Annotated in this window: 21 protein-coding genes; 8 read left to right on the forward strand and 13 right to left on the reverse strand. The window is 69.7% G+C overall.

Annotated elements, in window-relative coordinates; all coding sequences use genetic code 11:
* Window positions 1-310: 310 nt before the first annotated feature.
* Entirely contained in the window at window positions 311-2,101 is a 1,791-nt protein-coding gene (gene ptsP / locus E8D38_RS21485; protein WP_140635423.1) for a phosphoenolpyruvate--protein phosphotransferase, read from the reverse strand.
* Window positions 2,102-2,269: 168 nt separating this feature from the next.
* Between ptsP and E8D38_RS21490 the strand changes: the two genes are divergently transcribed.
* The gene (locus E8D38_RS21490) at window positions 2,270-3,121 is read left to right on the forward strand and encodes a GNAT family N-acetyltransferase (RefSeq protein WP_140635425.1); all 852 of its coding nucleotides are present in this window, start codon (window positions 2,270-2,272) and stop codon (window positions 3,119-3,121) included.
* A gap of 26 nt (window positions 3,122-3,147) precedes the next feature.
* Here E8D38_RS21490 and E8D38_RS21495 read toward each other — a convergent pair whose 3' ends face one another.
* From E8D38_RS21495 to E8D38_RS21505, 3 genes are all read right to left on the reverse strand, one after another.
* Complete coding sequence (locus E8D38_RS21495; RefSeq protein ID WP_140635427.1) at window positions 3,148-3,417, reverse strand: HPr family phosphocarrier protein; 270 nt, start codon at window positions 3,415-3,417, stop codon at window positions 3,148-3,150.
* The gene (locus E8D38_RS21500) at window positions 3,386-3,862 is read right to left on the reverse strand and encodes a PTS sugar transporter subunit IIA (protein WP_140635430.1); all 477 of its coding nucleotides are present in this window, start codon (window positions 3,860-3,862) and stop codon (window positions 3,386-3,388) included. The genes E8D38_RS21495 and E8D38_RS21500 overlap by 32 nt, the downstream gene beginning before the upstream one ends.
* A 153-nt stretch (window positions 3,863-4,015) precedes the next feature.
* Window positions 4,016-4,564 carry a hypothetical protein gene (locus tag E8D38_RS21505; RefSeq protein ID WP_140635432.1) on the reverse strand — a complete coding sequence of 183 codons (549 nt, stop codon included), beginning with the start codon at window positions 4,562-4,564 and terminating at the stop codon, window positions 4,016-4,018.
* A 60-nt stretch (window positions 4,565-4,624) separates the two neighbouring features.
* Between E8D38_RS21505 and E8D38_RS21510 the strand changes: the two genes are divergently transcribed.
* Together E8D38_RS21510 and E8D38_RS21515 are read left to right on the forward strand one after the other, a co-directional pair.
* The gene (locus tag E8D38_RS21510) at window positions 4,625-5,878 is read left to right on the forward strand and encodes a CaiB/BaiF CoA transferase family protein (RefSeq protein WP_140635434.1); all 1,254 of its coding nucleotides are present in this window, start codon (window positions 4,625-4,627) and stop codon (window positions 5,876-5,878) included.
* Between the two features lie 177 nt (window positions 5,879-6,055).
* Window positions 6,056-7,207: a hypothetical protein gene (locus tag E8D38_RS21515; RefSeq protein ID WP_140635436.1), complete on the forward strand. Its 1,152-nt coding sequence runs from the start codon at window positions 6,056-6,058 to the stop codon at window positions 7,205-7,207.
* A 25-nt stretch (window positions 7,208-7,232) separates the two neighbouring features.
* Here E8D38_RS21515 and E8D38_RS21520 read toward each other — a convergent pair whose 3' ends face one another.
* The 4 genes from E8D38_RS21520 to rsgA form a co-directional block, all read right to left on the reverse strand.
* On the reverse strand, window positions 7,233-7,919 hold the full coding sequence (locus E8D38_RS21520) for a DUF4197 domain-containing protein (RefSeq protein WP_140635438.1): 687 nt from the start codon (window positions 7,917-7,919) through the stop codon (window positions 7,233-7,235).
* Between the two features lie 78 nt (window positions 7,920-7,997).
* A complete protein-coding gene (locus E8D38_RS21525; RefSeq protein WP_140635440.1) occupies window positions 7,998-8,849 on the reverse strand; it encodes a DMT family transporter in 852 nt (283 codons plus the stop codon).
* A 76-nt stretch (window positions 8,850-8,925) separates the two neighbouring features.
* Complete coding sequence (locus E8D38_RS21530; protein ID WP_140635442.1) at window positions 8,926-9,642, reverse strand: helix-turn-helix domain-containing protein; 717 nt, start codon at window positions 9,640-9,642, stop codon at window positions 8,926-8,928.
* Between the two features lie 21 nt (window positions 9,643-9,663).
* Window positions 9,664-10,740 carry a ribosome small subunit-dependent GTPase A gene (gene rsgA / locus E8D38_RS21535; protein ID WP_140635444.1) on the reverse strand — a complete coding sequence of 359 codons (1,077 nt, stop codon included), beginning with the start codon at window positions 10,738-10,740 and terminating at the stop codon, window positions 9,664-9,666.
* A 280-nt stretch (window positions 10,741-11,020) separates the two neighbouring features.
* Between rsgA and E8D38_RS21540 the strand changes: the two genes are divergently transcribed.
* From E8D38_RS21540 to mdoH, 5 genes are all read left to right on the forward strand, one after another.
* Complete coding sequence (locus E8D38_RS21540; protein ID WP_140635446.1) at window positions 11,021-12,445, forward strand: ATP-binding protein; 1,425 nt, start codon at window positions 11,021-11,023, stop codon at window positions 12,443-12,445.
* Window positions 12,432-13,103 carry a hypothetical protein gene (locus E8D38_RS21545; RefSeq protein ID WP_140635448.1) on the forward strand — a complete coding sequence of 224 codons (672 nt, stop codon included), beginning with the start codon at window positions 12,432-12,434 and terminating at the stop codon, window positions 13,101-13,103. Before E8D38_RS21540 ends, E8D38_RS21545 begins: the two co-directional genes overlap by 14 nt.
* Before the next feature lie 220 nt (window positions 13,104-13,323).
* Entirely contained in the window at window positions 13,324-14,679 is a 1,356-nt protein-coding gene (locus tag E8D38_RS21550; protein ID WP_425462807.1) for a sigma 54-interacting transcriptional regulator, read from the forward strand.
* A 181-nt stretch (window positions 14,680-14,860) separates the two neighbouring features.
* Complete coding sequence (locus tag E8D38_RS21555) at window positions 14,861-16,405, forward strand: glucan biosynthesis protein G (protein WP_140635453.1); 1,545 nt, start codon at window positions 14,861-14,863, stop codon at window positions 16,403-16,405.
* On the forward strand, window positions 16,378-18,579 hold the full coding sequence (gene mdoH, locus E8D38_RS21560; RefSeq protein ID WP_425462808.1) for a glucans biosynthesis glucosyltransferase MdoH: 2,202 nt from the start codon (window positions 16,378-16,380) through the stop codon (window positions 18,577-18,579). Before E8D38_RS21555 ends, mdoH begins: the two co-directional genes overlap by 28 nt.
* On the opposite strand, the gene E8D38_RS21565 is transcribed toward mdoH, so the two are convergent.
* The 5 genes from E8D38_RS21565 to E8D38_RS21585 form a co-directional block, all read right to left on the reverse strand.
* Window positions 18,573-18,950 (reverse strand): four-helix bundle copper-binding protein, encoded by a 378-nt coding sequence (locus E8D38_RS21565; protein ID WP_140635457.1) that lies wholly within the window; start codon window positions 18,948-18,950, stop codon window positions 18,573-18,575. The genes mdoH and E8D38_RS21565 overlap by 7 nt on opposite strands.
* Before the next feature lie 76 nt (window positions 18,951-19,026).
* Window positions 19,027-19,974, reverse strand: coding sequence for a nucleoside hydrolase (locus tag E8D38_RS21570; protein ID WP_140635459.1), 948 nt, complete (start codon window positions 19,972-19,974; stop codon window positions 19,027-19,029).
* Between the two features lie 42 nt (window positions 19,975-20,016).
* Entirely contained in the window at window positions 20,017-20,214 is a 198-nt protein-coding gene (locus E8D38_RS21575) for a YqaE/Pmp3 family membrane protein (protein ID WP_140635462.1), read from the reverse strand.
* A 49-nt stretch (window positions 20,215-20,263) separates the two neighbouring features.
* A complete protein-coding gene (locus E8D38_RS21580) occupies window positions 20,264-20,734 on the reverse strand; it encodes a hypothetical protein (protein WP_181179325.1) in 471 nt (156 codons plus the stop codon).
* 178 nt (window positions 20,735-20,912) lie between these two features.
* Window positions 20,913-21,410, reverse strand: coding sequence for a hypothetical protein (locus tag E8D38_RS21585; protein ID WP_140635466.1), 498 nt, complete (start codon window positions 21,408-21,410; stop codon window positions 20,913-20,915).
* Window positions 21,411-21,470 lie beyond the last annotated feature (60 nt).

The raw sequence follows: 21,470 nt of genomic DNA on the forward strand, positions 1-21,470 counted from the left end.
GTGAGCGTTTGTGGATCCGTAGATCCTTGGCATTCGCCTTCAAACGCCCACGCTTATCGGCTGTAACTTTTTAAAGAACTGCACCCTTCGGCGCGTCGCTGACTTCGTTGTGTTGTCATCAGCAGAGAAGCGAGATTATGACTTGATTTCGTTAACCCTGTCAAGCACTCAACTTCTTTTTTCTTCGCCGCTTGCTTTGCGTTGCTGCCTTTCGACGGCGCTGCGTTGCGATCAGCGAAGACAGCGACTGTAGCACGGATTTTTCCGTCCGCGCAAGTATCTCTGCGGCAAATGTTTCAAGGCGAGAAATTCAGGTGGTTTCCAGCGCCTCTCGGGCCGCCGCTGCCGTGAGCATTTGCCGATATGCCGCTTCAGGGTCCTCGCTCGAGAGCACTTCGTCGATATGAAGCGCCAGGCGCCGCGCATCGGCACGCAGCACGCGCTGCTTGATGGCGCTGATCTGGGATGGGTGCATCGAGAAGCTGCGCAGCCCCATCCCTAGCAGGAGCTCGGTGAAAGCCGGGTCCCCGGCCATCTCGCCGCAAACGCTGACCCCCTTGCCGGCAGCCCGGGCAGTGCGGATCGTCTGCGCCACCAGCTGCAGCACCGCGGGATGCCACGGGTCGTACAGATGCGCGACAGCCTCATCGGCTCGATCGATGGCCAGTGTGTATTGAATGAGATCGTTGGTGCCGATCGAGACGAAGTCGAAGTGCTTCAGAAAGGTAGGCAGCATCAGCGCGGCCGCGGGCACTTCGATCATGGCGCCCACCCGCACCTGTCCATACGGCCGCGCAGCCTCGCTCAGCTGCTGCTGGGCACGGGCGATGGCTTCGAAGGTGAGCCGGATCTCGCTCACGTGCGCAAGCATGGGAACGAGCAATTGCACCTTGCCGTGGGCGCTGGCCCGCAAGATGGCCCGCAGCTGCTGCCTGAACATGCTGGGCTCCGACAAGCTCCAGCGGATCGCCCGCAAGCCGAGCGCCGGGTTGAGCGCGTGCTCATGCCGCAGTTCGTTGGCCGACATGCGGTCCAGCGGCTTGTCGGAGCCGATATCCACCGTACGGATCGTGACCGGCAAGCCCTGCATGGCCTCGACCGCGGCGCGGTAGGCCTCGTACTGCTCGTCTTCGCCCGGCAGTTCGCCCTCACGGTTCATGAAGAGGAACTCGCTGCGGAACAGCCCGACGCCCACCGCACCCGCGGCGAGGGCCGCAGAGGCATCGCCCGGCATCTCGATGTTCGCCAGCAGTTCGACCGGCTCCCCGTCGAGCGTGACGGCCGCCTTGTGGCGCAGGCGGGACAGTCGTTCACGCTCCAGTTCGCTCTGACGCTGCCGGAAGCGGTACTCCTCCAGCACGATGGGCGAGGGATCCACGATCACGATGCCTGCATCGCCGTCGATGATGAGCCAATCGTCCTGCCGGATGATGCGGCTGGCCTCGCGCGCACCGACTACCGCCGGGATATCGAGGCTGCGCGCGACGATGGCCGTGTGCGACGTGCGCCCGCCCACGTCGGTGATGAAGCCGGTGAACACGCTCTTCTTGAACTGCAGCATGTCCGCCGGGGCGATGTCGTTGGCCACCAGGACCAGCGGATCCTCACCGCCGAAATCGCGCTCGCTCACCCCGGGCGCCGGCGCAAATGCCGGTGCGCCGCTGCGGTCGAGCGCACGCAGCAGGCGTTCGACCACCTGTTCGAGGTCGGCCTTGCGCTCGCGCAGGTATTCGTCCTCCATCTCGTCGAACTGGCGCGCCAGCACTTCCAGCTGGGCAGACAGCGCCCACTCGGCGTTGTAGTGCCGCTCGATCACCCACTGGCGCGTGGCGCCGGTGAGTGCCTCGTCGTGCAGCAGCATCAGGTGCACGTCAAGCAAAGCCGGCAGCTCGCTCGGGGCGTCCGCGGGGAGGTCCCGCTTGAGCACTTCTAGCTCGTTGACGACGGCATCCCGGGCGGCACGCAGGCGCTCGATTTCGCCCTCGATGCGGGAGGGTTCGATGAAGTAGTGCGCGACGTCGACGCGGCTGGAGGCCACCAGCACGGCACGGCCGATGGCGACCCCGCGGGAGACGGGCAGACCGAAGACCTGGAAGCTCATGCGGCGCATGCTAGCAGCGCGGCTTTTCCTTCCGCACTCCGGGTTCTCACGCGTGTCGCGTCACGGCCTGTGTGACGCCCGCGCGACTGTCACGGCCCGGTCACGCGCATTTCATGGCTGCGTCATGGCGGCTCCCGAGCATTGCGGCACCTTGAAAAGGAGTACGCGATGAGGGAGTTGCCCCTGCCGACGCTGCCGCTGCAAGACCTGTCGGGCCTTGAGCTCCGTGCGCCACGGAGGTCACTTCACGAAAGCTCGCCGCAAGAACCCGCTGCGCGTGAGCGCGTTCGACTGGAGGTCACTTGGGCTCGCGATGAAAGCGAAGTTCGTGAAGCGCAGCGCCTGAGGTATCTGGTGTTCGCCGAGGAGATGGGCGCGCGCCTGTCGCCTCCTGCCGGTTCCCCCGCCGGGCACGACATCGACGTGTTCGACCCCTACTGCGAGCACCTGCTGGTGCGCGCTGCCGGCCAGGCCGGCGAGCCGGGCATGGTGATCGGCACCTATCGGGTGCTCACCCCGGCGGCTGCCAGGCGAGTGGGCGGCCTGTACAGCGAAACCGAGTTCGACCTCACCCGGCTGCGCTCGCTGCGGCCCAAGATGGTGGAGTTGGGCCGCTCCTGCGTGCACCCGGAACACCGCTCGGGCGGCGCCATCCTCGCGCTCTGGGGTGCGCTGGCCGAGTTCATGGTGCGCAACGAGCTCGACACCATGGTCGGCTGCGCGAGCGTGAGCATGCGCGATGGCGGCCATGTGGCGGCCAGCCTCTGGGAACAGCTGCGCCAGACGCATCTCGCCCCGATCGAGCACCAGGTGCGCCCGCGCCTGCCGCTGCCGGTCGAGGAACTGCAGAGCGACCTGGCGGTGGAGCCCCCGGCGCTGATCCGCGGCTACCTGCGCTGCGGCGCCAAGGTGCTGGGACCGCCGGCCTGGGACCCCGACTTCAACACGGCCGACCTGCCGATGCTGATGCGCATCCAGGACCTGCCGTCGAAGTACCGCAAGCACTTCCTGGGCGCCTGAACGCCCGGTTGCATGGCGAGGCAGGGCTACTCGCCCTCGCCGAACTTGTCGTCGATCAATGCGCGCAGGGCGTCCATGCACTCCTGCTCGCGGTCACCGTCGGTCTCGATCTCGACCTCGGTGCCGATGCCTGCGGCCAGCATCATCACGCCCATGATGCTCTTGGCATTGACCCGCCGGCCGTTGCGGCTCATGAACACTTCACAGGGGTAGCCGCCGGCCAGCTTGGTGAGCTTGGCCGAGGCGCGCGCATGCAGGCCCAGCTTATTGCTGATGGTGATGGTGGTCTTGATCATTTCCGGGTTTGTAGGCCTGGTTCTGCGGCCGGGACGTCGCGATCTGCATCACGCCCTGCGAACCGCCGGCCAGAGCGCGCGCCACCAGCATGTCCAGCGGCTCGTGCGCGTAGTTGAGGGTGCGCCACAACATCGGCACATTGGCCCCCGTGATGACCTTCACGCTGGAGCCGTCGGCCAGGCGCTGGGCCAGGTTCGACGGCGTGGCGCCGAACACGTCGGTCAGGATGAGGGCCTCGGGACGCATCGCGCCGCTGGCACCCCTCGAATGGTCGAGCACTCGCTGCAGCAGCAGCCGCGCCTGGGCCTCGGTTTCGCTCAGCGGCACGTTGGGCAGCACGTCCAGCGCCTCCACCTGCGCCGCAGCCTCCGGAAAGGCATGCCGCGCTGCGACCTGCAGGGCCGAGGCGAGCGGCGTGTGGGCGATGATGAGGATGCCAGCCATGGACTTCAATTATTAGCGGGCACCGCGGTCACAGGGCGTGGTCTGTACCACAAGAACCACAAGTAAGAGAAGAGACAGCATGCAGCCACCAACGCGCGGGCCGGCCATCAGGCCGACGCGAAGGCCGGATCCGCCCCGAATCCGGTGCTGCGCTCACACCCGCACCTTGAGACCCCCGAAAAACGCCTGAAGCGCCTCGCCGTCGGGCGCCGTGTCCTTGGCCGGCTGCATCACCACCACCTGGAAGACCTGGGTCCCGTGGGCGAACACGCCGGCTTCCACTCGCACCTCAGTGCCGCCGTCGGCGCGCTGCCCGCGCAGCTGGAGGCGCCGTGCCTGCGGCTGGGGCGTCATGCCGGGCACCGACCACGCCACGCCGTCGGGCGCCATGCCCATGCCCAGATTGGCCGCGAGCGACTCGTTGAGCGCTGCGAGTGACGCGCCTACCCGCGTCGGGTCGCCCACCTGCGCATGGCTCACCGCCCAGGTGGCCCCTGCGGCTTCGCAAGCCAGGAGCTCCATGCGCACCCGAGCCCCGGCCAGCGGCAGTTCTCGGCTCTGGCGACTGGGTTTGCACGGGAACATCGCCACCAGCGCGGTGGCCTCAGGCCGCACTTCGCGCCAGTTCAGCGCCGGCGAGCAGGCGGTCAGCGCGGCAGCCAGCCCGGGCAGCAGCGTGCGGCAGCAGGTCGTGGACAACATGCGGGCATTATCCCGGCGGGCTCACAATCACCGCCGATGAACGAACCCGCTGCTCCCGCGATGTCCCCGCAAGCCCTCGAAGGCGTGCGGGTCCTGGACCTGTCCCGCGTGCTGGCCGGCCCCTGGTGCACCCAGGTGCTGGGCGACCTGGGTGCCGACGTGGTGAAGGTCGAGCGCCCGGGCAGCGGTGACGACACCCGCGGCTGGGGCCCGCCCTTCCTGCACGATCGCGACGGGCAGCCGACGGGCGAGTCGGCCTACTACCTGGGCGCCAACCGCAACAAGCGCTCGATCACCGTCGACATCAGCCAGCCCGCCGGACAGGCGCTCATCCGCGAGCTGGCGAAGCAGGCCGACGTGTTCGTCGAGAACTACAAGGTCGGCGACATGGCCCGCTACGGGCTCGACCCCGCCAGCCTCCACGCGCTCAATCCGCAGCTGGTCTACTGCTCGATCACCGGCTATGGCCAGACCGGCCCCTACGCCCACCGCGCCGGCTACGACTACGCGGTGCAGGGCATCGGCGGCCTGATGAGCGTGACCGGCCCGTCGCGCGCCGAGATCGCCGACGACCAGCCCGGCGGCGGCCCGCAGAAAGTGGGCGTGGCGGTGGCCGACCTCTTCACCGGGTTGTACGCCACGGTGGCCATCCTGGCCGCGCTGCGCCATCGCGACGCCCGCGGCTGGCGCACGGGCGCCGGCCAGCACATCGACATGGCGCTGCTCGACACGCAGGTCGCGATGCTGGCCAACCTGGGCGCCAATTACCTGGTGAGCGGCCAGGTGCCCGGCCGCGCCGGCAACGCCCACCAGAACATCGTGCCGTACCAGGTGTTCGAGGTGGCCGACGGGCACCTGATCCTCGCGGTGGGCAACGACAGCCAGTTCGCCAAGTTCTGCGCCGTGGCCGGCCGCCCGGATCTGGCCGAGGACCCGCGCTTCGCGAAGAACGCCGACCGCGTGCGCCATCGCGCGGTACTGGTGCCGGTGCTGGCCGCCCTGCTGAAGACGCGCACGCGCTCGCAGTGGCTGTCGTCGCTCGAAGCGGCCAAGGTGCCGTGCGGCCCCATCAACGGGCTCGACGACGTGTTTGCCGATCCGCAGGTGCATGCGCGGCACATGGTCGAAGCGATCGCTCACCCGCTCACCGACACGCTGCGGCTGGTGGCCAGCCCGCTCAAGCTGTCGGCCACGCCAGCGCGCACGCGCTGCGCCCCACCGCTGCTGGGACAGCACACCGACGAGGTGCTGCGCGACTGGCTGGGCTGGGACGCCACCCGCATCGCGCAGCTGCGCAGCGACGGCGCGCTCTGACCCCGGGGCAACCCTTCCCGCGAGCAGTGGGGAAAGCCGCGCCGTTCGGGGCTCAGCACCCATTCGCGGGGTGGACACCCCCCTACCTTGCCCCAACACTGACATGTAACTCCTTTCAAGCAACGACGCGGCTCGCTGCTCCCTGCGTCATGACCCGATTGCACATCGGGAGGCCCCATGGACATGTCTGATCTCACCTCCTCCAAGCGCAGTGGCGACGGCGCTGCCGCACTCGCGGCCCCCGCGTCCGACCCGGCGCCCTGGTGCGGGCTCATCACGCAGATCGGACGAGAGATCGCCGGACCGCTGACCGCCGCACTCGAACGCGTGACCGAGCTCACCACCACCGGCCGCATCGACCGGCAGGGACTGCGCGCGCTGCGCAACGAAATCGAGCACGCCCGCCATGCCGGCATGGTGAGCCAGCAGCTGTCGCGCTTTGCCTCGGGCCGCATCCAGCAGGCACAGGAACGCCTGCACCTCACGCAGACGCTGCAGGGCGTGCTGACGCATCGCGCCCGTGAAACCCAGGCCCGCGGCATCCAGGTCAAGCAGGTGATGCGTCCGGTCGAGGTGATCGTCGACCCGTCGCTGCTGTTCAGCCTGCTCAACACGCTGCTCGACTGGGTGCTCGAATCCGCGCAGTCGAACATCGAGATCCGGCTCGACATGAAGCCCTGGCCCCAGCACGGCCGCATCACCTGCCGCTTCGCGCATCAGCAGTTCGACCTGGCCGACGGGCTGCCCCGCGAAGCCGAAATCCTCGGGCTCGACTCCCTGACCTGGCACCTGCTGGAGCAGACGGCGCGGACCATGGGTCTGGAGCTGTCGCGCAAGATGGAAGCGGCGCAGGTGGCGCTCACGCTCGAGTTCCCGCGCACCATCGTCAACGAGGAGCTGCCGGGGGTGAGCGCGGTCGAACTCGACAGCGGCTTCTCGAGCACCTTCAACTCGCGCCCCATGGCCGGCAGCCACGTGCTGGTGGTGGCCTCCCGGCGCGACGTGCGCATCCAGATCCGCGAGGCGATCCGCAGCATGGGCCTCGTGCTCGACTTCGTGAACTCGGTCGAGGAGGCGGTGGACTTCTGCCGCGAGGGCCTGCCGCACGCCATCATCGTGGAAGCGGTGCTGCGCGGCGAACGCTTCGATCAGCTGGCCGAGGACATCCGGGCGGAGGTCGCCGACTTCGTCTTCATCGAGATCGTGGAAGAAGGCGCCAGCTTCGAGATCTCGGGCTTCAGCGGCAGCGGCTTCGCCCGCGTGGGCCGCGACGCCATCATGAGCTCGCTGCCCTCGGCGCTGGTGTTCGAGCTGTCCAAGGGCGCCTGAGCCGCGCCGCGCGCCTGTCGTTCGGTCACTTCAGGGCGCCGAACACCCGCCGCAGGATCGCGCTGCCCGTACCCACCGGGTCCTGGCGGATCTTCCTTTCTTCCTCGCCGATCATCAGGTACAGGCCGTCGAGCGCCTTGCCGGTCACGTACTGCTCGATGTTGGCGTGCTCGGCCTTCACCAGTCCGAACAGGGCCGCCTTGCCGGCCACGCGGTTGTACTTGCTGGCCAGCGACACCTTCTCGGTGGCCCGGGTCACGATGGGCAGGAACCGCACGCCCAGCGGCTCGCGGGTCTTGTCGGCAAAGAACTGCGTCACCGAGGTGTCACCGCCGGTCAGGATGCCCTTTGCATCGCTCACGCTCATCTTGCGCACCGCATTGACCAGCAAGGCCTTGGCCTCGGGCACGGCCGCCTCGGCGGCCCGGTTCATCGCGGTTTCGAGCTCGTCCACCCGGTGTCCCTGGCCGGCCGCCCTCAGCAGCCCGGCCGACTTCTCGAGCCACTCGGGCAAGGGAATGCGCACCTGCGGGTTGCCCAGGAAGCCGTCGGTGCGGCCCAGCAGGTTCACCGCCGAGCCGGCGCCGCGCTCGAGGGCCGCTCGCAGGCCCGACACCGCATCGGCATCGCTCAGCGACAGCGCATGAGCCGCAAAGGACCAGCCGCCCAGACCCAACACCCCCACCCCACCCGCAAAATCTCGTCGCTTCATCGGTGCCACCTTCGCATGCAGAAAGACCAGCCATGTTGCCGCCGCGGCCGCGCCGCTGGCAACTGGTGCAGGCGCCCACTATGCCCTGGTCTTCACCGCCACCAGCGCCGCACCGACGATCAAGAGGGCGGCCGCCGCGATGTGCAGCGTGAACGGTCGCTGCGTCACCACCATCAGCAAGGCGGTCGACAACAGCGGCGTCAGGTAGCTCAGCACGCCGATCGTGCGCGGGTCGCCGCGCTTGAGCGCCGCGTCCCACAGAAAAAACGCCGCCCCCAGCGGGCCCAGCCCCATCAGCGCGATGAGGCCGAGGTCACGCCCGCCCAAGGCGGCTGCCGGCTCCAGCAGCAGGTGGCAACCCAGCGCCAGCAGGCCCGACACGATGCCGAACAGCCCGATCGCCGCAGTGGGGAAGGCTTCACCGCGCTCGACCAGCCGGCGCGACATCAACGAATAGCTGCCCCAGATGAACGCCGATCCGAGCGCCGGCAGGTAGCCCCAGGCAAACCCGCCGGTGAGCCCGCGGCCGCCCACGATGGCCAGGGCCGCGCCGGCAAAACCCGCCACCGCCGCGCCCACATGCACCGCATGCAGCCTCACGCTGGGCAGGAACAGCGGCGCCAGCACCACGATGAACAGCGGCCACAGGTAGTTGACGAGGTTGGCCTCCACCGGCGGCGCCATCCGCAGCGCGATGAACAGCAGGAAGTGAAAACCGAACAGGCCATACACCCCCAGCGCGAGCGCCTTGCCGCTCACCCGCCAGGCGCGCCAGTGCGGCCAGGCCGGCAGGCTGCCCGCCAGCAAGGCCAGGCCGGTGAGCAGGAAGGGCGGCACATGCGACAGCGCAACGCCGAGCGAGGCCAGCAGAGCCCACAGCGCAATCGCGCCGAGGGCCAGCAGGTTGGGATGCAGTGCAGTGGGAGACATGATGGCGCGAGAGCCTAAGGGCAGACGCGCCGGCGCCTCGTTGCGCAACGCCGGCCGGTCGTCGCGCAATCACGGTTCAGGGGCGAAGGCCGGCACGGCGCATGGCGGCCGTCAGCGCCGAGGGCGAGCGGTAGCCGCAGCGCTGCGCCACCTCGGCGACCGGCACGCCCCGCTCACGCAGGCGGCGGGCCGCCACGAGCCGCCGCGCGCGCAGCCATGCCAGCGGCGGCAACCCGCGTTCGGCCACGCAGCGCGCGGCGAACTGCGACGGGCTCAGGTGCACCTGCGCGGCAAGCGCGGCCACGTCGAGCGACGCATCGAGATGCGCATCCACCCAGGCCTGCAGCCGCGGCCAGTCGATCGGGCGCCGGGCTCTCGGCAGCGCGCTGGCGGCCTCCCGCCCGGCCCACAGCGAGGCGCTCAGCAGTTCGATGGCGGCCGCAGGCAGCGGCTCGGTGCCGCGGCTGTCGAAGTAGCGCAGCAGGTGGGCGAGCCCCGGGTCGGTGGACCACACCCGCCCGGCCAGCGGCTCGAGCGCCGACTCGGCGATGTCGAGCACGAAGCAGCGCACCGGGGCCCGCTCGTGCCTGGCCGCCCAGAAGTCGTGCCGGGCGCCCGGTGGAATGACCGCCACCAGCCCCGCCGTCATGCGTGCCCCGCGCCCTTCGACGTCGAGCTCGAGCGCGCCGTCCCAGCCCCACAGCACCTGGTAGTGCCCGTGCGCATGGCTGCCCGGCGATGCGCCATAGCGCCGCAGGCTGAGCGTGGGATGTTCGAGGGGCATGTCGGCCATGGTGGGCCACGAGCATAGCGCTCACTCCCCGCGCTTGGCCTTCATGTGCACGCGCGCCGCACGGCCGCGCGCCTTCCACAGGCTGACCTCCTGCTTGCGGTCCAGCGCCGTCATCGTGTCGCGGCGCAACTCGCGCTGCAGCTTGTGGAAGTTGTGCAGCCGGTCGGCCGGCACCGCCGCGCGCACCGCACAGCCCGGCTCGCCCTGGTGGCCGCAGTCGCGGAAGCGGCAGTGCGCGGCGAGCGAGGCGATGTCGGCGAACGCCGCGTCGAGCACCTGCTCGTCGCCATCGGGCCGCAGTGTGCGCACCCCGGGGGTGTCGATCACGCAGGCCCCGCCGGGCAGCAGGTGCAGCGAGCGCGCCGTGGTGGTGTGGCGGCCGCGCTGGTCGCCGGCGCGCACGGCGCCGGTGTCCTGTGTCGCCTCGCCAAGCAGGGTGTTGGTGAGCGTGGACTTCCCGGCGCCGCTCGAGCCCAGCAGCACGACGGTCTGCCCGGCCCCGAGATAGGGCTCGAGCGCCTGCGCGGCCGACGCCGACTGGGTGTCCAGCGCATGCACCGGCAGGTCGGCGGGCAGCCGCTCGCGCAGCAGCGCAACCGACGCGTCCACGTCGGCGCACAGGTCGGCCTTGCTCAGCACCACCACCGGCCACACGCCGCTGCCCGACACGATGGCCAGGAAGCGCTCGAGCCGCCGCGGGTTGAAATCGCCGTCCAGGCCCATCACGAGCAGCGCGGTGTCGACATTGCTCACCACCGCATGACGCCGGCCGTCGCCGTCGCGCCGGGCGAGCGATGCGAGCGGCGGCAAGCGTTCGGCCACCCACAGGCCGCCGTGCGCGTCGGGTTCGGCGAGCACCCAGTCGCCGGTGGCGATGGCATCGCCTTCGTCGGCCAGAGCCCGGTACAGCCGGGGTAGGAGCCGCGCGGCAAACTGCCGTTCGCCGTCGTGCAACTGCACCGTTTCGCGGTGCACTTCGATCACCCGCATCGCGCGGGCGTTTTCGTTTTCTTCTTCAGAGGCAAGGTTGAACAGGGCTTGCGCCACGGCCGAGGAAAGGCCGATGCGGCGCAGGCGCTCGAAATCGAGGTCCTGCATGGCGAGGTTCCATCCGCAAGGAAAAGACAGGGCGGGCCGCGCACCAGACTGCGCGGCAACGGCGGGATGAACGGAACGGAACTCTCGGCAGCAGGCGCGGACTCGGCAGTCCGCGGGAAGCGGCTCAGCGCGCGATGGCCGAGCGTGCCGTTCCGGAGGCGCAGAGATCAGTCGCGAGTCGTTCCATGGCTGTCTCCTTTCCGGATCGAACATTGAAGAAGGCCGCAAGTGTGCAGGCGCCGGCGCCCGCGGTCAACCAACCCGCTACAGTTCGCGCCGCATGTTCACCATCTCCCGCGCCTCGTTCCGGCAGTTGCTGCTGGTGGCGTTTCTGCTCATCGCCGGCCTGCTGGCTGCCGCGTCGCTCGGCGGCCTGTTCACGCTCGAGCGGCTGCTCGGCCAGAGCCGCGCCGCCGCCGATCGTGCGGTGCAGCTCACCGCGGCCACGCAGCAGCTGGCCGAGCGCAGCGTGGCGATGGAGCGCGCCGCGCGGCAGTACATGGTGCTCGACGACCCGGCGTTGCTGAGCCGCTTCGAGGAAGCCACGGCCGACGCGACCCGCGTGCTCGAAGAGCTGCTGGCGCAGCAGCTGCCGCGTGCGCTGGCCGACCAGTGGCGCAGCCGGCTGGCGCTGATCACCGAGCAGCTCGAAGGGCCTAAGCCGACGGTGCGGCAGCGCGAGCTGGCGCTGGCCGCCGAATTCCGCGAGCTCGACCTCGTCAATGCCGACATCGCCCAGCAGGTGCGCAAGGGCAACGAGGAACGCAACCGGCTGCTGCAGGACGAGCTCGAAGCCGGCCGCGAGGCGCTGGGCCGCCAGGTGCTGGGCGCCATCGTGCTGGCCATCGTGCTGGCGCTGGGCTTCGGCCTCTGGCTCACGCGGCCGCTCAAGCGGCTCGAGCAGGCCATCGTGGGCCTGGGCGAGAACCGGCTCGACCAGCCGGTGGGCATCCGCGGGCCGGCCGACCTGCGCTCGCTGGGCCAGCGCCTCGAGTGGCTGCGCCTGCGCCTGAAGGAGCTCGACGAGGACAAGGCGCGTTTCCTGCGCCACGTGTCGCACGAACTCAAGACGCCGCTGGCGGCCTTGCGCGAAGGCGTGGCGCTGCTCGAGGACGGCGTGGCCGGCGAGATGAGCGCCGACCAGCGCGAGATCGTGCGCATCCTCCATCACAACGCGCTGTCGCTGCAGGCGCAGATCGAGAACCTGCTGCGCTTCAACGCGGCGGCCTTCGAGGCGCGCCAGCTGAGCCGGCGCAAGATCGAGCTGGGCGGCCTGCTGCGCAGCCTGGCCGCCGAACAGCAGCTGCAATGGCAGGCGCGGCAGCTGCAGGTGCTCATCGAAGGCGGCCCGCTTGCGGCCGACGTGGACCCCGAGAAAATGAGCGCTGCACTCGGTAACTTATTGTCGAATGCCATTCGGTTCAGTCCGCCGGGCGGTAGCATCCGGTTCGCACTCAGCCGGCAGCGGGGGCTGGCCTGCATCGACATCAGCGACCAGGGCCCGGGCGTGGCCGAAGGCGACCGCGCACGAGTCTTCGAGCCGTTCTATCGTGGCGAACGCCAGCCCGAAGGGGCGCTGCGCGGCACCGGCATCGGCCTGTCGATCGTGCGCGAATACATCGAAGCGCACGGCGGCCGGGTCGAGTTGCTGCCCGACGGCCCGGGCGCCCATTTCCGTATCGAACTTCCACATGCCGCTGACTGACGCCCATACCTCACCTGCCTGGAGGCGCCGCAGCCGTTGTGCGGCCGCCTGCCTGCTGGCGGCCGGCATCGGTCTGGCGTGTACGCCCCTCATGCCGCAGCCGGCACCGGCTCCGGCGATCCCATCACCGCCGCCGCCACCGCCTCCGCCGCCCGCGGTCACGGTGTACGTGCCGCAGCTGGAGCCGGTCGACGTGGCTGCGCGCCACCTGCTGGGCTACCAGGAGCGCCTGCTGCAGCTGAGCCCTGGCGATCTCGCCCAGGAAGTGGCACGCCTGGGAGACGGCTCCGCTTCGCCCCAGGCCGCCATGGACCTCGCGCTTGCGCTGGGCCACACCCGCAGCCCCGGCGACCTGCTGCGCGCGCAGGGCTTGCTCGACCAGGTGCTGCGCAACAGCTCGCCGCAGGCGCAGCCCTGGCATGCCTTTGCCCGGCTGCTGCAGGCCCGGTACGTCGAGCAGCGGCGCGCCGAGGAGCAGACCGAAAAGCTGAATGCGCAGCTGCGCGACGCGCAGCGCGACAACCAGCGAAAGATCGACCAGTTGAACGAGAAGCTGGAAGCGCTCAAGAACATCGAGCGCAGCCTGAACAGCCGGCCCCAACCCGGGCCGCCCCCGTCGCCGGCGTCACCCGCGCCGGCGGCCCGACCCGCACCGTAGTGACCGACGAAATGAGCCTCCTGCCTTACCCATCCACGCGGGCCGCCGCGCCGGGCCGCCCCAAGCAAGGCCCGACCCTCCCGGAGGGTCGATCGCCGTACTCGGCGAGCGGGGTGCAGTCATGCCGGGCCGCCGCGCCGGGCCGCCCCAAGCAAGGCCCGACCCTCCCGGAGGGTCGATCGCCGTACTCGGCGAGCGGGGTGCAGTCATGAATCATGTGATGCTGGTCGACGACGACGCCGACCTGCTGCGCCTGCTGTCGATGCGCCTTTCCGCCGCCGGCTATCGCGTGACCGCCGTCGAAAGCGCCGAGGACGCCCTCGCCCGCCTCGCGGTCGAACGCCCGCAGCTGGTGGTGAGCGACGTGCAGCTGCCCGGCAAGGACGGCATGCAGCTGTTCGATGCGATCCGCGCCAAGCACCCGTCGCTGCCGGTGATCATGCTCACCGCGCACGGCACCATCCCCGACGCGGTGGAAGCCACCTCGCGCGGCGTCTACACCTACCTCACCAAGCCCTTCGACGGCAAGGCGCTGCTCGACACCATTGCGCAGGCGCTGTCGCTCGCGGCGCCGCCGGGCATCGGCCCGCGCGAAGGCGACGTGTGGCGCGAAGCCATCGTGAGCCGCTCGAACGTGATGGCCGAGCTGCTGGCCGAGGCCAAGCTGGTGGCCGGCTCCGACGCCAGCGTGCTGATCCGCGGCGAGAGCGGCACCGGCAAGGAGCTGCTCGCGCATGCCATCCACGATGCGAGCTCACGCTCGAGCCGGCCCTTCGTCGCAGTGAACTGCGGCGCCATACCCGAGAACCTGCTCGAGTCGGAACTTTTTGGACACGTGAAAGGCGCTTTTACCGGCGCCGTGGCCAACCACAGAGGGCTGTTCCAGGCGGCGGATGGCGGCACCTTGTTTCTAGATGAAATCGGCGACATGCCCTTGCCGCTGCAGGTGAAGCTGTTGCGTGTGTTGCAAGAGCGCATGGTGCGGCCGGTGGGCGCCACCGAAGCCATTCCCGTGGACGTGCGCATCATGTCGGCCACGCACCGCGATCTCGACGGCGCGATGCGCGAAGGCCAGTTCCGCGAAGACCTCTACTACCGCCTCAACGTGGTGTCGCTCACCGTGCCGCCGCTGGCGGCGCGCCGCGAAGACATCCCGCTGCTGGCCAATCATTTCCTCTCGAGGCTGGCCGACAAATACGGCAAGCGGGTCAACGGTTTCGCCTCCGACGCCCTGAAGGCGCTGGCCACCGCCTCGTGGCCGGGCAACGTGCGCCAGCTGCACAACGTGGTCGAGCAGGTCACCGCGCTGGCCACCACGCCGCTCATTCCGCTGGCCCTGGTGCAGCGCGCCCTGCGCGTGCCCACGATGGAAGTGCTGAGCTATGCCGAGGCCCGCACCCGGTTCGAACGCGAGTACCTGGTGGGCCTGCTGAAGATGACCGACGGCAACGTGGCCGATGCCGCGCGCCTGGCAGAACGTAACCGCACCGAGTTCTACCGCCTGCTCCAGAAGCACGGCCTGACCCCTGGGCAGTTCCGCGGCGACCCGCCGGCCGAACCCCTGGTCGCTGAATAGCGACTGGCTTTTCTTCAATGGCATCAAGCACTTGCGGCGCCCTCGGGCGCCGCAGTCGCCAGGGCCCGACGCTTTTTTTGTTGCAATGCCGCATTTGCGCGCAATTTGCCGCCGGAACGCTCACAAGTCATTGATTTAAAAGGACTTCCCCCTTTGGCATAGGCGTTGCGATAGGTCCGGGATGCAAATCTCCCGCCCCTTTCGCCTCCCTCTCAGGCCGGGCGCGGTGTGTGTCGGTTTCTTGCTCGCCGGGCTGGTGGCCGGCGGCACCGCACACGCTGCGAGCTTCGGCTTCGAAGACGTGGCCGAGCGTGCACAGGCGCTCGCCCGCGAACCGTATCGCCCGAAGGCCTCGACCCTGCCCGCCGAGCTGAAGGCGCTCACCTACGACCAGTACCGCGACATCCGCTTCAAGCCCGAGCGCGCGCTGTGGCGCCGCGAGAAGCTGCCCTTCGAGGTGATGTTCTTCCACCTCGGGAAATTCCAGACCGAGCCGGTGCTCATCAACGAAGTCACGCCGCAGGGCGTGAAGCACCTCACCTTCGACCGCAACGACTTCGACTACGGCAAGAACAAGCTCGCGCCCCAGGCCTGGGGCGACGTGGGCTATGCGGGCTTCCGGGTGCACTACCCGCTCAACAACGACAAGTACAAGGACGAGGTCGTCGTCTTCCTCGGCGCCAGCTACTTCCGCGCCCTCGGCGCCCAGCAGCGCTACGGCCTGTCGGCCCGCGGCCTGGCCATCGACACGGTGGGCGGCAAGGGCGAGGAGTTCCCGCGCTTCTCGGAGTTCTGGATCGAGCGGCCCGGCGCCAACGCCAAGTCGCTGGTGATCCATGCGCTGCTCGAGTCGCCGCGGGCCACCGGGGCCTACCGCTTCGAGGTGAAGCCCGGCACCGAGACGGTGACGGAGGTGCGCTCGAAGCTCTTCCTGCGCGCCGGCGTGGCCACGCTGGGCGTGGCGCCGCTCACGAGCATGTTCATGTTCGGCGAGAACCAGCCGCACCGCACCGACTTCCGCCCCGAGGTGCACGACTCCGACGGCCTGATGGTGGCCACCGGCGAGGGCGAATGGATCTGGCGCCCGCTGCAGAACCCCAAGCGCACCCTGACCACTTCGTTCGCGATGAAGTCGCTGCGCGGTTTCGGGCTCTTGCAGCGCGACCGCAACTTCGCCAACTACGAGGACACCGAAGCACGCTACGAACTGCGGCCCAGCGCATGGATCTCCCCGGTGGGCGAGTGGGGCCCGGGCCGGGTGGAGCTGGTGCAGCTTTCAACGCCCGACGAGACCAACGACAACATCGTTGCCTACTGGGTGCCCGAGAAGCCGCCGGCCCCCGGCCAGCCGCTCGAGCTGGCCTACCAGATGCGCTGGCAGGGCAGCCAGCCGCAGCGGCCGCCCGGCGCCTGGGTGGTGCAGTCGCGGCTGGGCCGCGGCTTCGACGAGCTGGCCCCCAACGAGCACCAGTACGTCGTCGACTTCGCCGGCCCCGCCATCGACAAGCTGCCGGCCGACGCGCCGGTCAAGGCGGTCGTCTCGGCCGATGCCAACGGCGAGATCGTCGAGCGCAACGCCTTCCGCAACGAAGCCACCGGTGCGTGGCGCATGACGCTGCGCGTCAAGCAGATCAAGGCCACGCAGCCGGTGGAGCTGCGCGGTTTCCTTCAACACGGCAACGACATCCTGAGCGAAACATGGAGCAACGTCATCCCTCCGCAATGAGCGCTCGTGCGACCACGAGTGCCAACCCGCCGGCCCTGGCCCCCGTGCCGGCGCACAAGGCCGCGCACGGGCCGAGCATGCCGCCCATTGCACGCGGCTCGATGGTGGCGCAGCCCTGGGTGGGTTTCTGGCGCAGCCTGTGGCTCGCGGCCACCGGCCGCTCCACCACCACCGGGAGTCCCGCGGAGCTCGCCCCCTGGGAGCTGGCGGCACGCAGCCGCAGGCGCATGCTGCTCGCGCTGGTGGCGTTGACCACCGCCGGCTCCACCGCCGTGCTGGCGCATGCCCAGCCGCAGTACGAGCATCCGCTGCTGCAGTGGGTGCAGATCGGCCTTTTCGCGCTGCTGTTCGCCTGGGTGTCGGCTGGCTGCGTGACGGCGGTGATGGGCTTCTGGGTCACGCTGCGCGGCGACCGCTTCGCGCTCTCCAGGCAGTCGGCCGGCCAGCAGCCGCTCGGGCCGCAGGCCAGCACCGCGGTCATCATGCCGATCTGCAATGAAGACGTGGCCACGGTGTTCGCCGGGCTGCGCGCCACCTGCGAATCGCTGGCCACCACCGGTGCCCTGCGCCTGTTCGACTTCTACGTGCTGTCCGACAGCGCCGACCCGGCCGTGCGGGCCGCCGAGCTGGCTGCCTGGGGCCGGCTGCGCGACCAGCTGCAGGCCTCGGGTGCGCGGGTGCACTACCGCTGGCGGCAGCGCCGCACCAAGCGCAAGGCCGGCAACGTGGCCGACTTCTGCCGCCGCTGGGGCCGCAACCACCGCTACATGGTCGTGATGGACGCCGACAGCGTGATGAGCGGCGACTGCCTGCTCACTCTGGTGCGCCTGATGGAGGCCCACCCCAGCGCCGGCATCCTGCAGACGGCGCCGCAGGCAGTGGGCCATGCCACCGTGCATGCCCGCGCGCAGCAGTTCGCCGCGCGGGTGACCGGTCGGCTGTTCACCGCCGGCATGCAGTACTGGCAGCTCGGCGAAGCGCACTACTGGGGGCACAACGCGATCATCCGCGTGGAGCCCTTCATGAAGCATTGCGCGCTGGCCCGGCTGCCCGGCCGCGGCGCGCTGGCCGGCGAGATCCTGTCGCACGACTTCGTGGAAGCCGCGCTGATGCGCCGCGCCGGCTACCACGTGTGGCTGGTGCACGACCTCGTGGGCAGCTACGAGCAGCAGCCGCCGCACATGCTGGCCGAGCTGCAGCGCGACCGCCGCTGGTGCCAGGGCAACCTGCAGAACGCCCGGCTCATTGCCGAGCCCGGCCTGCATGCGGTGCACCGCGGCATGCTGGCCACCGGCGCCATGGCCTACCTGTCGGCGCCGCTGTGGCTGCTGTACGTGGCGCTGGGCGCCGCGTTGTGGCTGGTGGGCGGCAACGTGTTCTTCGCACCCGACGGCAGCCTCGCGCTCGGCGTGTTCGGCCTGTGGGCCAGCACCATCACCATGCTGGCGCTGCCGCGGGTGCTGGGCGTGCTGGCGGTGCTGATGCGCGGCGAACAGCACTACTACGGCGGCGCCTGGAAGCTGCTGCAGAGCGCGGTGCTCGAAGCCGGGCTGTCGGTCCTGCAGGCACCGCTGCGCATGGTGGCGCACAGCCTCTTCGTGGTGGGCGCGCTCACCGGCTGGAAGCTCGAGTGGAAGTCGCCCCCGCGCGAAGCGACCGACGTGCCCTGGCGCGAAGCCGCCCAGCGCTTCGCGCCGGTGGGCGGCGTGGTGCTGGCCATCGCGGCTGCGCTGCTGCTGGTGCACCCGCCGGCGGTGGTGTGGCTGCTGCCGGTGGGCGTGCCGCTGCTGCTGGCCGTGCCCTTCACCGTGCTGACCAGCCGCGCCAGCCTGGGCGAACGGGTGCGCAACGGCGGCTGGCTGCTCGTGCCCGAGGAGTCGTGGTCGCCTTCGGTGCTGCGCCAAGCCTGGGCCTATGCACGCCTGCCGCAGACGCAGGCATGCCCTTCATGGACCGAGCTGCTGCGCGACGCAGGCCTGTGTGCGCTGGCCGCCGCCGCCATGGGCGCGCGGCGTACCTCGCAAGGCCTGCGCGGGCATGTCCGGCAGCTGCGCATCCAGCAGCTGCGTGCGACGCCGGCCGCCGAGCTGTCTGCGGCGGAGCGCATGCGTTTCCTGAGCGAGCCGGGCAGCCTGCAGCAGCTGCGCGCGGCCTCCGCCCTGGCGGCTCAGTGATGGGCGTGCGTGCCGGCGGCTGACGCGCTGCGCGGCATGGGCTGGTGGCTCATGTCGCGGCAGGCCTGCGCGCACCGGCGGCAGGCCTGCGCGCAGGCTTCGCAATGGTCCATCGGGTGGCGCGAGCATTCCTCTGCGCAAGCCTCGCAAAGCAGCGCACAGAAAGCGCAGGCCGCGCTGTCGTTGGGGCTGCCGCGGGCCATCAGCGAGGCCGCCAGACGGCAGGCCTGGGCGCAGTCCATGTCGAGCGCGATGCAGCGCGCCATGGACTTCGGGTCGGGCTCGTTGAGGCAGGACACCGCGCAGTGATCGCAGGCGTCGGCGCAGGCGTAACACTCGGCAATGCAGTGATGATGCTGTTCATGGGCCATGGTGCTTCTCCTTTCAGGCGGGGCGGCTCATGGCTGGCGCGGCAATCGGCGCACCCGTCCGCGCGGGGCGGCAGCGTTACACCAGCAGGCGGGCCACCTCGTCGAGCAGCAGGGTCATGGCGCTGTCGCCGTCAACCTGCAGCGCGACCTCTGCATTGCCGGCGGTGCCGGCGGGCAGGCGCAGGTTGCACACCGTCATGCCGCGGGTGAAGGTGCCGCGCAGCTCGATGTCGACCCGGGCCGACATGAACTTGAACAGCTGCGGCCAGCGCAGGTACGCCGGCACGATCGGGTCGAACAGCGGCATCGGCACGGTGCCGTCCCGGTTGCGGATGCGCTGGTAGGCGTCGAGGTAGCCGGCGAACCAGCGGGCCTGCGGGGTGCCGGCGGCGTTGGCGATCTGCTGCACGCGTCCCACCTCGCGCTGGGTGAGCAGCAGCTGGTCGCACACGTTGAGCCCGAACATGCGCAGCGGCACGCCCGAGTTGAAGACCACCGCCGCGGCCTCCGGGTCGGCATAGATGTTGAACTCGGCCGCCGGCGTGTGGTTGCCCCGGCCGGTGGAGCCGCCCATCAGCAGCAGCTCGCGCAGCTGCGTGGCCAGTGACGGGTCGCGGATGAAGGCGGTGGCGATGTTGGTGAGCGGCCCGATGGCCAGCACCGACAGTTCACCGGGGTGGCGCCTGATGGTGTCGATCAGCATGTCGACACCGTGCTCGGGCGACGGGGCGGCCGCCTCCACCGCCGGCAGAGGCTCGCCGGTGGTGCGCATGCCCATCACGCCCAGCACCCCTTGCGCGGTTTCGCGCTTGCCCAGCAGCGGCTGCGCGCAACCGGCGTAGAGCGGCGTGGTGAGCCCGTAGTGGTGCTTGATGGCCAGGGCGTTGGCCAGCGTGATGTCGAGCGGCGCGTTGCCGGCCACCACGCTGGTGCCCAGCCATTCGACGTCGCGATTGCAGGCGAGCAGCAGCATCGCGAACCAGTCGTCGAACCCGGGGTCGGTGTCGAGCCAGATCTTGCGCATAGCGGCCGATTGTCGTCGGCCCCGGCCCGGGCCGCATTCCAGTCAGCGGCGATGGCCGCCGAGTGCCGCTTCGATCTTCTTGTCGGTCTTGTACTGGCCCAGCGCATAGACGGCCCAGATGGCCGCCGGCAGCCAGCCGATGAGCGTGACCTGCAGGATCAGGCACACGATGCCGGCGATGGGCCGGCCGATGGTGAAGAACGCGACGAAGGGCAGGAAGATGGCGAGGAGGAGGCGCATGGTGGCGTGGCTGGAGGCGTTGCGAAAGGTACGGAAGCGTACCCGCAGCTCAGGTGTCCCACTGAAGCGTGGACACGACGTGTTCCTTCAGGTCTTCCCTGAGCCAGGTGAGGTGCTGCCTCAGCGTGGCAAGCGGAATGTGGCTTCCCAGCTGCATGGACCCGAAGCGCCCGCCACCACGGTCGATGCGAACCTCGAAACCGCCGGTCTCGCTGTCCGCCTTCGGCAGGCAGGCTCGTACCGACGCAATGGATTCGAACGGCACCGTCGTTGTACGCGAGGCTCGCCAGGAGCGCGCCTCGGTGTAGCGCAGCAGGCGACCCGATCTGTCGAATGAAAAGGCCGTGATCGTCGGGCTGCACAACGACCAGGTGACCAGCCCGCCGACGAGAGCGGGCGCGCCCAGCAACAGCACCCACAGCTCGGGGTGCGCCCAATACGAGAACGGCGTGTAGTCCAGGTGCCGCAGCCATGAGGCCAGCATGACCAGCGCCTCGGCCAGGAGGGCGACCGGCAGCATGCAAGCGGCCGTCAGGGCCGTGGGCACGAGAACCGCGGCCAAGACGTCAAGCCCCCGAAGCGGCGGCAAGGAAGAACGCCAATCCGACAGATGCGGCGCGAGTGTTCCGGTCCAGGGAGGCGGCAAGTTGCGCGCCACGGCGCGCACGAGGCGCCGCGCGGCGGGTCTCCGCATTCCCTTACTGGCGCGCGCCGTCGCGCGTCGACGCCATGGCGGCCGACAGCCGCGTGTAGCTGAGAGCCAGGAAGTTGTGCAGCTTGTCTTCGTTGCGATGGCACAGGTCGATCACCGCCGAAAACTTCATGTCTGGGTCGAGAAGCCGGCTGAACTGCGTGGCTGCGGCGAATTTCGTCATGAAGGCGGGAGTGGGCTTCATCGGCTTGAGCACGTCGATCGCGTCCTTCACCTCCTGGCGCCACTGGTCTTGCGCAAGCTTCAAGGCGGCGCTGTTGATGGCGAAGCAGGTGGCATAGACGCGGTACTCGGCGACCACTTCCTCCGTGGCCCGTAGCAACGCGCCTTCGTCCATCTTGGGGGCCTGGGCGAAGGCGGCACTGGCGGCCAGCGTCATGGCAAGTGTGAAGAGGGTCTTTCGACGGGCGGTGAGCGTCGGTCGTAGCCATGCTGTGAGCTGCGTCATGGCAGGCGTCTCTCGCGGCTGAAAGGTGAGGTTCACGTTCTTCTCCTAGCGGAATGGAGCGATGTGTTCTATCGGATCCGCAATGGAGCGCAATAC

The sequence above is a fragment of the Methylibium rhizosphaerae genome, from assembly GCF_006386545.1.
Classification (GTDB): domain Bacteria; phylum Pseudomonadota; class Gammaproteobacteria; order Burkholderiales; family Burkholderiaceae_C; genus Pseudorivibacter; species Pseudorivibacter rhizosphaerae.

Bases quoted from the DNA above. Each gene is read 5' to 3' on its own strand.
- ptsP (WP_140635423.1), bottom strand. From the start codon at position 2,101: ATGAGCTTCCAGGTCTTCGGTCTGCCCGTCTCCCGCGGGGTCGCCATC.
- E8D38_RS21490 (WP_140635425.1), top strand. From the start codon at position 2,270: ATGAGGGAGTTGCCCCTGCCGACGCTGCCGCTGCAAGACCTGTCGGGC.
- E8D38_RS21495 (WP_140635427.1), bottom strand. From the start codon at position 3,417: ATGATCAAGACCACCATCACCATCAGCAATAAGCTGGGCCTGCATGCG.
- E8D38_RS21500 (WP_140635430.1), bottom strand. From the start codon at position 3,862: ATGGCTGGCATCCTCATCATCGCCCACACGCCGCTCGCCTCGGCCCTG.
- E8D38_RS21505 (WP_140635432.1), bottom strand. From the start codon at position 4,564: ATGTTGTCCACGACCTGCTGCCGCACGCTGCTGCCCGGGCTGGCTGCC.
- E8D38_RS21510 (WP_140635434.1), top strand. From the start codon at position 4,625: ATGTCCCCGCAAGCCCTCGAAGGCGTGCGGGTCCTGGACCTGTCCCGC.
- E8D38_RS21515 (WP_140635436.1), top strand. From the start codon at position 6,056: ATGGACATGTCTGATCTCACCTCCTCCAAGCGCAGTGGCGACGGCGCT.
- E8D38_RS21520 (WP_140635438.1), bottom strand. From the start codon at position 7,919: ATGAAGCGACGAGATTTTGCGGGTGGGGTGGGGGTGTTGGGTCTGGGC.
- E8D38_RS21525 (WP_140635440.1), bottom strand. From the start codon at position 8,849: ATGTCTCCCACTGCACTGCATCCCAACCTGCTGGCCCTCGGCGCGATT.
- E8D38_RS21530 (WP_140635442.1), bottom strand. From the start codon at position 9,642: ATGGCCGACATGCCCCTCGAACATCCCACGCTCAGCCTGCGGCGCTAT.
- rsgA (WP_140635444.1), bottom strand. From the start codon at position 10,740: ATGCAGGACCTCGATTTCGAGCGCCTGCGCCGCATCGGCCTTTCCTCG.
- E8D38_RS21540 (WP_140635446.1), top strand. From the start codon at position 11,021: ATGTTCACCATCTCCCGCGCCTCGTTCCGGCAGTTGCTGCTGGTGGCG.
- E8D38_RS21545 (WP_140635448.1), top strand. From the start codon at position 12,432: ATGCCGCTGACTGACGCCCATACCTCACCTGCCTGGAGGCGCCGCAGC.
- E8D38_RS21550 (WP_425462807.1), top strand. From the start codon at position 13,324: ATGCTGGTCGACGACGACGCCGACCTGCTGCGCCTGCTGTCGATGCGC.
- E8D38_RS21555 (WP_140635453.1), top strand. From the start codon at position 14,861: ATGCAAATCTCCCGCCCCTTTCGCCTCCCTCTCAGGCCGGGCGCGGTG.
- mdoH (WP_425462808.1), top strand. From the start codon at position 16,378: ATGGAGCAACGTCATCCCTCCGCAATGAGCGCTCGTGCGACCACGAGT.
- E8D38_RS21565 (WP_140635457.1), bottom strand. From the start codon at position 18,950: ATGGCCCATGAACAGCATCATCACTGCATTGCCGAGTGTTACGCCTGC.
- E8D38_RS21570 (WP_140635459.1), bottom strand. From the start codon at position 19,974: ATGCGCAAGATCTGGCTCGACACCGACCCCGGGTTCGACGACTGGTTC.
- E8D38_RS21575 (WP_140635462.1), bottom strand. From the start codon at position 20,214: ATGCGCCTCCTCCTCGCCATCTTCCTGCCCTTCGTCGCGTTCTTCACC.
- E8D38_RS21580 (WP_181179325.1), bottom strand. From the start codon at position 20,734: ATGCTGCCGGTCGCCCTCCTGGCCGAGGCGCTGGTCATGCTGGCCTCA.